10 protein-coding genes are annotated in these 11,622 nt (G+C 64.6%); 5 read left to right on the top strand and 5 right to left on the bottom strand.

Going from position 1 to position 11,622, the window contains the following annotated elements:
* Positions 1-91 precede the first annotated feature (91 nt).
* Positions 92-478: a hypothetical protein gene (locus tag KBA48_RS02870; RefSeq protein WP_292903476.1), complete on the top strand. Its 387-nt coding sequence runs from the start codon at positions 92-94 to the stop codon at positions 476-478.
* A 141-nt stretch (positions 479-619) separates the two neighbouring features.
* Positions 620-2,185 (top strand): alpha-L-arabinofuranosidase C-terminal domain-containing protein, encoded by a 1,566-nt coding sequence (locus KBA48_RS02865; protein WP_292903475.1) that lies wholly within the window; start codon positions 620-622, stop codon positions 2,183-2,185.
* Between the two features lie 50 nt (positions 2,186-2,235).
* Here the strand turns inward: KBA48_RS02865 and KBA48_RS02860 are convergent, their stop codons facing one another.
* The 5 genes from KBA48_RS02860 to KBA48_RS02840 form a co-directional block, all read right to left on the bottom strand.
* Positions 2,236-2,814 (bottom strand): hypothetical protein, encoded by a 579-nt coding sequence (locus KBA48_RS02860; RefSeq protein ID WP_292903474.1) that lies wholly within the window; start codon positions 2,812-2,814, stop codon positions 2,236-2,238.
* Positions 2,815-2,911: 97 nt separating this feature from the next.
* Positions 2,912-4,099, bottom strand: coding sequence for an acetyl-CoA C-acyltransferase family protein (locus KBA48_RS02855; RefSeq protein ID WP_367273805.1), 1,188 nt, complete (start codon positions 4,097-4,099; stop codon positions 2,912-2,914).
* Between the two features lie 133 nt (positions 4,100-4,232).
* Positions 4,233-5,015 (bottom strand): enoyl-CoA hydratase, encoded by a 783-nt coding sequence (locus KBA48_RS02850; protein ID WP_292903473.1) that lies wholly within the window; start codon positions 5,013-5,015, stop codon positions 4,233-4,235.
* A 137-nt stretch (positions 5,016-5,152) separates the two neighbouring features.
* The gene (locus tag KBA48_RS02845) at positions 5,153-6,295 is read right to left on the bottom strand and encodes an isobutyryl-CoA dehydrogenase (RefSeq protein WP_292903472.1); all 1,143 of its coding nucleotides are present in this window, start codon (positions 6,293-6,295) and stop codon (positions 5,153-5,155) included.
* 73 nt (positions 6,296-6,368) lie between these two features.
* Positions 6,369-7,868, bottom strand: coding sequence for a CoA-acylating methylmalonate-semialdehyde dehydrogenase (locus KBA48_RS02840; RefSeq protein ID WP_292903471.1), 1,500 nt, complete (start codon positions 7,866-7,868; stop codon positions 6,369-6,371).
* Between the two features lie 284 nt (positions 7,869-8,152).
* On the opposite strand from KBA48_RS02840, the gene KBA48_RS02835 reads away from it, so the two are divergent.
* The 3 genes from KBA48_RS02835 (at position 8,153) to KBA48_RS02825 (ending at position 11,603) form a co-directional block, all read left to right on the top strand.
* Positions 8,153-8,758, top strand: coding sequence for an XRE family transcriptional regulator (locus KBA48_RS02835; RefSeq protein ID WP_292903470.1), 606 nt, complete (start codon positions 8,153-8,155; stop codon positions 8,756-8,758).
* Between the two features lie 77 nt (positions 8,759-8,835).
* Positions 8,836-10,218, top strand: coding sequence for an aspartate aminotransferase family protein (locus tag KBA48_RS02830; protein WP_292903469.1), 1,383 nt, complete (start codon positions 8,836-8,838; stop codon positions 10,216-10,218).
* Positions 10,215-11,603, top strand: coding sequence for a glutamine synthetase family protein (locus tag KBA48_RS02825; RefSeq protein ID WP_292903468.1), 1,389 nt, complete (start codon positions 10,215-10,217; stop codon positions 11,601-11,603). The genes KBA48_RS02830 and KBA48_RS02825 overlap by 4 nt, the downstream gene beginning before the upstream one ends.
* The last annotated feature ends 19 nt before the right edge of the window (positions 11,604-11,622 follow it).

Below are 11,622 nucleotides of genomic sequence, written 5' to 3'. Positions count from 1 at the left end.
GGCCCACGGGACCGGCGGCGATGTTGGGGGAAGCGAGCGAACAAGGTAACCATGACGGCATATCCTGCCGTCCGGCTTTGTGAGGATCGCGATGAAGAATGCCATTTCCGCCCTGATCCTTTCCACCACGCTTCTGTTGGCCGCCGGCCCGGCGATGGCGGATATTGCGGCCCTGAACGCGGCCTGTGGCGGCGTGCCGGCCGCACCATCGACCACCAAGGGCGATACGGCGGATGAGGTCGCCATGCGCGCCTATGGTGCCGGCATGCGGGATTACACTGCGCGCCTGATGTCCTACCTCACCTGCCTGGACAATCACCCGGCCAGTGCCGCCGACATGGCATCCGCCAGTTATCGTCGCGACGTGATCAACCATCGCCAACAGGTGGCCGATCAGTTGGAACGCACGGTCACCCGCTTCAACGCGGAATTGCGGGAATTCAAGACGCGGCAGGCACAGGTCGCCGCTGTTCCTTGAAAGCCGGAAGACAAGGCGGCGGCGGGTATGGCCGTCGTCGCCGGAAATTAGTAATATAATCTGACTAATGTGCTGTTCCTGTCCCCGATTCCGGTTAGGATGCGCGCCATCACGACCAGAAAAGCGGGGGAGGAAAAACACATGAAAGGTTTGCACCGCAGTCTGGCCCTGTGCCTGGGCCTGCTGACATCGCTTCCGGCCTGGGGCCAGGATGCCACTATCGCCGTACAGGTGGGGCAGCCGGGTCCGGTCCTGGCCCCGGAAATTCAGGGCCAGTTCGCCGAACATCTGGGCCGCCTGATCTATGAAGGCATCTGGGTCGGGGAAAAATCGTCGATCCCCAATATCAAGGGGTATCGCAAGGATGTGCTGGAGGCGTTGAAGGCCATCCGCGTGCCGCTGATCCGCTGGCCCGGCGGCTGTTTTGCCGATGAATATCATTGGCGCGACGGCATCGGTCCCCGCAACAAGCGGCCCGTCGGGGTCAATACCAACTGGGGCGGTGTGGCGGAAACCAATGAATTCGGCACCCATGAATTCATGGAATATTCTGAACTGGTCGGCGCCCGGACCTACGTGAACGGCAATATCGGCACCGGTTCGGCCCGGGAGATGGCCGACTGGGTCGAATATATCACCAGCCCGTCGAAATCCACGCTGGCCCAGACACGCCGCGCCAACGGGCGGGACAAACCCTGGACCTTGGACTGGTTCGCCATCGGGAACGAGACCTGGGGCTGCGGCGGCAATATGCGGGCGGAATATTATACCGACCAGCTACGCCAGATCCGCACCTTCATCAAGCCCGCCCCCGGCCAGCCGACCAGGATCATCGCCGCCGGGTCCGGCACCGATGATGTAAGCTGGACCGATACCGTGATGGCCGGCGCCGGCAGCATGATCGATGCCATCAGCCTGCATCATTACGCCCTGCCCTCCATGGGCCGCCCCACCAGGGGCACCTGGAAGGAGAAGGGGTCGGCGACGGAATTTACCGAGAGCGACTGGTTTGCCCTGATGCACAGCGCCCTCTATATGGACGATCTGATCGCCAAGCATGTGGCCGTCATGGACAAGCATGACCCGCAGAAGAAGGTGGCGCTGGTCGTCGATGAATGGGGCAACTGGTTCGACCCCACGCCCGGCAGCAATCCCGGCTTCCTGGAACAGCAGAACAGTTTGCGCGACGCCCTCACGGCCGCCATCAACCTGAACATCTTCCATAAGCATGCCGACCGGGTGCGGATGGCCAATATCGCGCAGATGGTCAATGTGCTGCAGGCCCTGATCCTGACCGACGGGCCGAAGATGCTGCTGACCCCCACCTATCATGTCTTTGACATGTACAAGGATTTCCAGGGGGCCACACAGTTCCCGGTCACCGTGACCGGGCCGAAATACACCTATGCCGAACGCAGCCTGCCATCGATCAGCGCATCGGCCGCGCGGGCCAAGGATGGGAGTATTCTAGTGGCGCTGGCCAATATCGATCCGAACAACACCGTATCGACCAGCATCAACCTGGACGGGGCGACGGCGGCCAGCGTGTCGGGCCGTATCCTGACGGCATCCGCCATGAACAGTCATAACAGCTTTGCACAGCCGGAAACGGTGAAGCCGGCTCCCTTCACGGGGGCAGGTGTCAACGGTTCTACCCTGTCGGTAACACTGCCGCCCAAATCGGTGGTGGTGCTGACCGTCAGATAAACGGAGCCTGGGAAACGGGGAAGCGGTCCAACGCCCGCTCCCCCGTACGGTCATTCATGTCCCCACGGGGCTGGCGGGGCGGCAACAGGCTTCGTCAGGTCAAACACCATGCGCACCACCCGTCCCGGCCGCGACAATTCATAGGTGAAGCGGTCCTGCCCCCTCTCCAGCGCCCAGACATTCTGCTGCGCACCGGGCGGCAGCTTGTTGTCGGCAAACAGCGCGCGGGAAAAGGCATCGGTGGGGAATTCCTGCCGCTCCGCCGTGCCGGGGGACAGGGTGTCACCGCCATATTGGGTCAGTGTGTCCTCCGTCCCGTCCGCATGCCGGTGATCATGCTTCAGGCGCAGACCGGTGGCGGTGCGCGTCACGATCCAGGTGCGCGACCGGTCCTCACCCACATGCAGGGGGATACGCACCTCACCCGCCTTGCAGTCGCGGACATGCATGACCAGCCGCTTGCCCACGAAGGGATCGTTGGCGGCCCCACCCTCGTTGGTGGTGATCGTGCCTTCGAATGCCTTGCCGCAAAGCGCCCGCAGACTGTTCAGGAAATCATCCGCTGGCGCGGCGGCGGCCGGAAGCGCGGCCAACAGGGAGAGCCCGGCCAGAATGGTGCGAATGCGCATGGATCCAACTTTCCTGTTATTTATTATCCGGCCGAAATGAAATCGGCCCGCCACACCTTGCGGTGGGCGGGCCGATCCTAACCGATACGGGGGTCGGTTACAGCCGTTCGATGACCATGGCGATGCCCTGGCCGCCGCCGATGCACATGGTGACCAGACCATAGCGGCCACCGATACGCTCCAGCTCATACAGCGCCTTCACGGTGATGATGGCGCCAGTGGCGCCCACCGGATGGCCCAGGGAAACGCCGGAACCGTTGGGGTTCACCTTGTCGGCCGGGAAGTCCAGCAGCTTGGCGACCGCGCAGGCCTGGGCGGCGAAGGCCTCGTTGCTTTCGATCACATCGATATCGGCAACGGTCAGGCCGGCGCGGTCCAGGGCCACGGGCACGGCATGCACCGGACCCAGGCCCATCACTTCCGGCTCCACCCCGGCATGACCCCAACTGACGATGCGGGCCAGCGGCTTGGTACCGCGCTTTTCCGCTTCGGCGGCGGACATCAGCACCACGGCGCCGGCGCCGTCATTGACGCCTGACGCGTTGCCGGCCGTGACAGAACCGTCCTTCTTGAAGACGGGCTTCAGCTTGGAGAAATCCGCCTCGCTGGCGTCGGCACGGAAATGCTCGTCGGTGTCGAACAGCTTGGTGCCGCCCTTCACCTTCACTTCCACGGGCAGGATCTGCGACTTGAACCGACCCTCTGCGGTGGCGCGGGCGGCACGGCGATGGCTTTCCAGGGCCAGGGCATCCTGGGCGGCGCGGTCGATACCATGGCGCTCGGCCACGTTCTCGGCGGTGATACCCATATGGATTTTGTGGAACGGGTCGGTCAGGACGGTGACCATGGCGTCCACCACGGCGGCGTCGCCCATGCGCTGGCCCCAGCGGACCGACGGCATGACATGCGGCGACCGGCTCATGCTTTCCGCGCCACCGGCCACGGCCACATCGCATTCACCCAGCTTGATCATCTGGGCCGCGGAAATGATGGCCTGCACGCCCGAACCGCAGAGGCGGTTCAGCGTCAGCGCCGGGGCCTGGACCGGCACACCGGCATTCACGGCCGCCACGCGCGCCAGATAGGCGTCGTGCGGGCCGCTGGGGATAACCTGCCCCATCACCACATGCTGCACATCCTCGGGCGCGATGCCGGCCCGGCTGATGGCTTCCTTGATCACCAGCGTGCCCAGGTCAGCCGGGGCATAATCCTTCAGGCTGCCGCCGAATCCGCCGATGGCGGTACGGGTACCGGCAACGATGACTACTTCATTCAACGCGCTCACGGGGGGACCCTCCGATTCATTTATTTTGCGTCGCAACAAAATAGTCTGTCGGTAGTGGCGGCGCAACCGTTACATAAACAAGCGTTTAAAAGCAGGGGCGGAAACGACATTTCGTTTCCGCCCCGTTCCGGCCTCAGCGGTCGGTGAAGCCCGGCAGCCGCTTGTTGATGAAGGCGTCCATGCCTTCCTTCTGGTCATCCAGCGCAAAGGTAGCGTGGAAGACGCGGCGTTCGAACAGCAACCCTTCGTTCAGGCTGCTCTCGAAGGCGCGGTTCACGGACTCCTTGGCCATCATGGTGACGGGGCGCGACATGGCGGCGATCTTTTCCGCCGTCTTGATCACCTCGTCCATCAGATTGGCCAGCGGCACGATGCGCGCCACCAGGCCCGCCCGCTCCGCCTCTTCGGCATCCATCATGCGGCCGGTCAGGCACATTTCCATGGCCTTGGCCTTACCGATGGCGCGGGTCAGGCGCTGGGTGCCACCGGCGCCGGGGATGGTGCCGATGGTGATTTCCGGCTGGCCGAATTTGGCATTGTCGGCGGCGATGATGAAGTCGGCCATCATGGCCAGTTCACAGCCGCCACCCAGCGCATAGCCGGCGACGGCGGCAATGGTCGGCTTGCGGCAGGTGGCCAGCCGGCCCCACTTCTTGGTGATAAAATCGTTCAGGTACGTGTCCTGATAAGTGAACTTCGCCATCTCCTTGATGTCGGCACCGGCGGCAAAGGCCTTTTCCGACCCGGTAATGACGATGACATGGATGGCGGCGTCATCTTCGAAGATGTTCAGTGCCTTTTCCACATCGGTCACCAGACCGTCGGACAGGGCGTTCAGCGCCTTGGGCCGGTTCAGGCGGATGATGCCCACCTTGCCCTTGGTTTCCACCAGGATGTTCTCGTAGGTCTCGGTCATTTCGGTCTTGCCCTCTTCTATTCGTTCCCTCAGACGCCGGGCGCCGCCATCTGGCGGCTTGGCTCACGGCGCATGGGCGCCAGGCTGGCGGTCGCCAGCCTCCAACCTACCAAAGGCATGCCTTTGGTAGGTTGGCATTATGCCCCACCCAGCAGCCGGCGGGCGATGATCACGCGCATGATCTCGTTGGTACCTTCCAGGATCTGATGGACGCGCAGGTCACGCAGGATGCGTTCCACCGGATACTCGCGGATGTAACCATAACCGCCATGAAGTTGCAGCGCATCATTGGCGACCTTGAAACCGGCATCGGTGGCAAAGCGCTTGGCCATGGCACAGTAGAGTGTGGCATCCGGGTCGCGCGCATCCAGCTTCGCGGCCCCCCGGTGGACCATCAGCCGGGCGGCTTCCAGTTCCGTCGCCATGTCGGCGAACTTGAACTGCAATGCCTGGAATTCGTTCAGCGCCTTGCCGAACTGCTGCCGCACCTCCATATGCCCCCGCGCCGCCTCCAGACAGGCCCGCGCCCCGCCCAGCGAGCAGGAGGCGATGTTCAGACGGCCGCCATCCAGCCCCTTCATGGCGATCTTGAAGCCGTCGCCTTCCTGGCCCAGCCGGTTGGCGACGGGGACGCGGGCCCCCTCGAAAATCACCTGGCAGGTGGGCTGGCTGTTCCAGCCCATCTTCTTTTCCTGCTTGCCGAAGGACAGGCCCGGCGTGCCCTTTTCCACGACAAGGCAGGAAATGCCCTTCGGCCCCTGCCCGCCCGTGCGTACCATCACGACATAGATGTCGGACGCCCCGCCGCCGGAGATGAAGGCCTTGGACCCGTTCAGCACATAATGGTCGCCGTCGCGCTCCGCCTTCGTCCGGAGGGAAGCGGCATCGGAGCCGGCCCCCGGCTCGGTCAGGCAATAGCTGGCGAACTTGGCCATGGAGAACAGGTCGGGCAGGAAACGGGCCTTCTGGTCCTCGTCCCCGAACGTATCGATCATCCAGGCGGCCATGTTGTGGATGGAGAGATAGGCCGCCGTCGACGGGCAGGCCGCCGACAGTTCCTCGAACAGGATCGACGCGTCCAGCCGGCCCAGGCCGGTGCCGCCATGCGCCTCGCCGCAATAGATGCCGGCGAAGCCCAGTTCGGCGGCCTTGCGCAGCGTGTCGACGGGGAAGATGTGATGTTCATCCCATTCGCCGGCGAACGGGGCCATGTGTTCGGCCGCGAAACCGCGTGCCAGATCCTGGATGGCGCGCTGGTCTTCGGAAAGATCGAAATCCATGAGGCGATCCTGTCGGTGAAAATGGATGCGGCCCCGGCCCTCAACTGAGGCCGGGGCCGTCTTCAGGCGGTGATCAGCCCATGGTCGGGATGACGAAGGACGCGCCGGAGCGGATGCCCGAGGGCCAGCGCGAGGTCACCGTCTTGGTCTTGGTGTAGAAGCGGATGCTGTCCGGCCCATGCTGATTCAGATCGCCGAAGCCCGAGCGCTTCCAGCCGCCGAACGTGTAATAGGCCAGCGGCACGGGGATCGGCACATTGATGCCGACCATGCCAACATCCACACGCGCCGCGAAGTCGCGGGCCGTATCGCCGTCCCGCGTGAAGATGGCGACGCCATTGCCATATTCATGGTCGGTCGGCAGGGACAGGGCCGTCTCGTAATCGGGCGCGCGCACGATGGACAGGACGGGGCCGAAAATCTCTTCCTTGTAGATGCGCATGTCGGGCGTCACGCGGTCGAACAGCACGCCGCCGACATAATAGCCACCTTCATAGCCCTGCAGGTTGACCTCGCGCCCGTCAACGACCAGCTCGGCCCCTTCCTTCACGCCGATATCGACGTAGGACTTCACCTTTTCCATGTGCTGGCGGGTGATCACGGGGCCGAAGTCGGCCTTCTCATCGGTGGAGGGGCCGACGCGCAGGGTGCGCACGCGCGGCGCCAGCCGTTCGACCAGGGCATCGGCCGTCTTCTGGCCCACCGGCACCGCCACCGAAATGGCCATGCAGCGTTCACCGGCAGAGCCGTAGCCGGCGCCGATCAGGGCATCGGCCACCATGTCCAGGTCGGCATCGGGCATGATCAGAGCATGGTTTTTGGCGCCGCCAAAGGCCTGCACCCGCTTACCGTTGGCCGTGCCACGGGTATAGATATATTCGCCGATGGGGGTGGAGCCGACAAAGCCGATGGCCTTGATGTCGGGATGGTCCAGGATGGCGTCCACGACTTCCTTGTCGCCATTCACCACATTCAGGATGCCCCTGGGCAGGCCGGCCTCATACATCAGCTCGGCCAGCATCAGCGGCACGGACGGGTCGCGTTCCGACGGCTTCAGGATGAAGGCGTTGCCGCAGGCGATGGCCGGGGCGAATTTCCACATCGGGATCATGGCCGGGAAGTTGAACGGCGTGATGCCGGCCACGACGCCAAGCGGCTGGCGCATCGAATACATGTCGATGCCGGGGCCGGCGCCTTCGGTATATTCACCCTTCAGCAGGTGCGGAATGCCGATGGCAAATTCCACGACTTCCAGGCCGCGCTGGATATCGCCGCGCGCATCGGGCAGGGTCTTGCCATGCTCCAGGGACAGCTTCAGGGCGATCTTTTCGAAATCGCGGGCCAGCAGTTCCAGAAACTTCATCAGCACGCGGGCGCGCTTCTGCGGGTTGGTCGCGGCCCAGGCGGGCTGGGCGGCCTTGGCATTGGCGACAGCTTCGGCCAGTTCAACCGTGCTGGCCAGCGGCACCTCGGCCGAAATCTCACCCGTCATCGGCGTGAAAACGGGGGCGAAACGGCCGGACTTGCCTTCGACACGGGCGCCGCCGATGAAATGGTACAGCTTCTCGACCAACTTATCCTCCCTGGGTGGTTGCCAGGAAGGTGGCACGGGACCGCGCGCACGACAAGGCGCGCTTAAGCCCATCCTGATGTGCGGGAACCCCCATACGCAGCGGGCGCCCAAGGCCCGATGCCCTAATTTTGCACAAGCGCCGGCCCCCGTGCCTGTTGCCCGCGGAAACTCCCCGCAAACTTTCATAAAAAACGACCTATCCGTTTGGACTAGTCCTGTGACCTTTCCGGAAGCCGCCAACAATGTATGTTTCCACTGAAGTCTGTCAGGGGAGACATCACCAAGTGCAACATCATGACGGGGTCCATCTGCGCATGATGCGCAGCTCACGAGGTATGAGCCTGGCGGCGCTTGCCGCTTCCGCCGGCCTGTCCAAAAGTGAGATATCCAAGCTGGAGAACGGGGTCAGGCCCTTCCGGCCCGACCATGTGATCCGTCTCGCCAAAATTTTCGGCGTTGGCCCGACGGAGATGCTGTCGCCGGCCAGTCCGCTGCGATCGATGCTGAGCGAGAACAAGGCCGACGCCGAAGTGCCGGTCTATGAAGGCCGCGACCTGTCCCGGGACGGGGTGGAGGCAAAGGCTGCCGGCACCATGCCGCGCCCGCCGCAGATGCGTGGCGTCCAGGGCGCCTATGCCGTCACGGTCCATGACCTGTCGAACGCGCCCGCCATCGGCATCGGCACCACGCTGCTGGTCAATCCCAATGCGCCGCCCAATGTCGGCGATCTGGTGATCAACCGGCTGAATTTTGCGCCCGTGGCCTTCTATCTGCGTCAGGATGACGAGGGTGTGATCTATGGCATGACCCTGTCGCGTCGACGGGTGGAACTGTCCATGGACGATCTGGACCGGCTGCACCGCGTGGCCGGTGTCTGGTTCCCGCACTGAGAAGCAGCCCCTTGACGTCTCCCCCGGCCGGCCCCGACAGTTGGGCGAACTTCCGGGACCGGTGGGGAGCGGCGTGAATGGGTGAAGGGTTGGGCGGTATCGGCGCCGCCACGATTGACGCCTTGATGGTGGCGGAACGGGCACGCTACATCGCGGCCCATCCCGACGCGGCTGCCCGCGCGGGCGCCGGGCTTCCCGGTTTCTATCAAGGCGTGCCCATGCATTGGATGCGGGACTGGCCCATGCCGTTCCCGTTCCTGGTTGCCGAGGCGCAAGGCGCCACGCTGACCGATACGGACGGCCATGTGCTTGCCGATTTCTGTCTGGGCGATACCGGTTCGATGTTTGGTCATTCGCCGGGACCCGTCCGCGACGCGCTGACGGCCCAGGCAGGGCGCGGCCTGACCTATATGCTGCCCACCGATGATGCCATTGCGGTGGGGCGCCTGCTGACCGAACGGTTCGGCCTGCCGCACTGGCAGGTGGCGACGACAGCCACCGATGCCAACCGCTTTGCCCTGCGCGTCGCGCGTGCCGTGACCGGTCGTGCCAAGATTCTGGTTTTCAACGGCTGCTATCACGGCACCGTCGATGAAACCTTTGTCCGGCTGGTTGATGGCGTGCCGGTCAACCGCCCCGGCCTTCTGGGGCAGTTCACCGATCTGACCGCCGATACGCGGGTGGTGGAGTTCAACGATCTTCCCGCATTGGAAGCGGCATTGGCCGACGGGCAGGTCGCCTGCGTCATCACCGAACCCGTTCTGACCAATTGCTGCATGGTGCTGCCCGATCCGGGATTCCACACGGCCCTTCGCCGTCTGACCCGACAGACGGGCACCCTGCTTCTGATCGACGAAACCCATACGATCTCCACCGGACCCGGCGGGTACAGCGCGGTTATCGGGCTGGAACCCGACATGTTCGTGCTGGGCAAGCCGGTGGCGGGCGGGGTGCCGGCCAGCATCTGGGGCTTCACCGATGATGTGGCGCGGCGGCTGGATGCCGTGCGGGCGGCCACGCCACCGGGACATTCCGGCATGGGCACCACCCTGTCGGCCAATGCCCTGGCACTGGCCTGCATGCGGGCCACCCTGGAAAGGGTGATGACGGTCGAGGCCTATGCCCATATGGAAGCGCTGGCCGCCCGCCTGTGCGCCGGCCTGTCGGCGGCGATCACGGCGCATGATCTGCCCTGGCACGTGGTGCGGGTGGGGGCACGGGTGGAATTCATCTGTGCGCCCGGCCCCCTGCGCAACGGGACACAGGCGGAGGCGGCACACGCCGGGCCGCTGGAACAGGCGATCCATCTGGCCCTGCTGAACCGGGGTGTCCTGATCGCGCCCTTCCACAATATGATGCTGATCTGCCCGGCCACGAAGGTGGCGCAGGTCGATGCGCTGATCACGGCCTTCGCGGAGGTGGCTTGCATTCTGGCGCGGGGCAAGGTGGGGGCGGCATGAACAGACAGATCGCCGACTGGTCGGAAGCCGAAGCCTTCCTGGCCGCCCATCCCGATGTCGAAGCCGTCGATATCGTGCTGACCGACGCCAACGGCATCGGACGCGGCAAGATCATCCGCCGGCATGAGGTGGAGAGCCTGTATCGCCACGGCCGCCACCTCCCCTCCTCCATCCTGGGTCTGGATGTGACGGGGGAGGATGTGGAGGAAACGGGCCTGGTCTGGTCGGTCGGCGATGCCGATCTGCGCGCCTGGCCGCTTTCCGGCACACTGGTGCTGCTGCCCTGGACCCGGCCGCTGCGGGCACAGGTTCTGGTGAGCCTGTATCATCTGGATGGAAGTCCGCACGGGGCCGACCCCCGGCACGCCCTGGCCGCGCAGCTTGCATCATTGGCGGCGGAGGGGCTTTACCCCGCCGGCGCCTTCGAACTGGAATTCTATCTGCTGGATGCGCAACCGGGTCCGGACGGCAAGCCACGGCCCGTCGCCATGGCGCTGGACGGTCGGCGGCACGGGCAGGTGCAGGTCTATGGTCTGGACGATCTGGACGGGATGCAGCCATTTTTCGGCCCCGTCTATGACGCGGCCCGGGCGCAGGGCCTGCCGCTGGAGACATTGATCTCTGAATATGCGCCGGGACAGTATGAACTGACCCTGCGATACCGCACCGACCTGCTGCGCGCCGCCGACGATCTGGTGATGTTGAAGCGGCTGGTCCGGGCCATGGCCCGGCGTCACGGCATGATCGCCTGTTTCATGGCCAAGCCGCTGGCGGGACAAGCCGGATCGGGCATGCATCTGCACGTGTCCCTGAACGATGGTCAGGGCCGGAACCTGTTCGCGGAGGAGGAGGGGCAGACCGCCCCCAACCCCCTGTTGCGCCGGGCCATCGGGGGACTGGCGGCCACCATGGGGGATGGCATGCTGGCCTTTGCCCCGCACGCCAATTCCTGGCGCCGGTTCGTGGCCAGGCTTTATGCGCCGGTACAGCCGACCTGGGGCATCAATGACCGGTCGGTGGCGCTGCGCATTCCGGCCGGGCCGGCGGCGGCGCGGCGGGTGGAGCATCGGCCGTCGGGCGTGGATGCCAACCCCTATCTGGTTGGCACCGCCGTCCTGGCGGGTATCCGCCATGGCATCGCCCATGACATCGATCCGGGGCCGGCAGCGGACTATCAGGGATTCACGCAGGAAACGCCCTTTACCGGGACCATGCCCGCCGACTGGCGTGCCGCCATCGCGCAGGCGCAGACATCCGATTTCCTGAAATCGGCCCTGGGCCCCGATCTGCACCGCGCCTTTCTGGCGATCAAACAGGCGGAGCTGCTGCGCGTGGCGGGGGCCATTCCGGATACCGACTACCAATTATATCTTCATCAGGTCTGATGATCGCGCCCTGATTGAT

Origin of the sequence: Niveispirillum sp. (assembly GCF_017996735.1) — a bacterium.
In the GTDB taxonomy this organism is placed as follows: Bacteria; Pseudomonadota; Alphaproteobacteria; order Azospirillales; family Azospirillaceae; genus Niveispirillum.
Note: the sequence above shows the minus strand (reverse complement) of the source record. Positions and strands in the feature narration are given on the sequence as shown.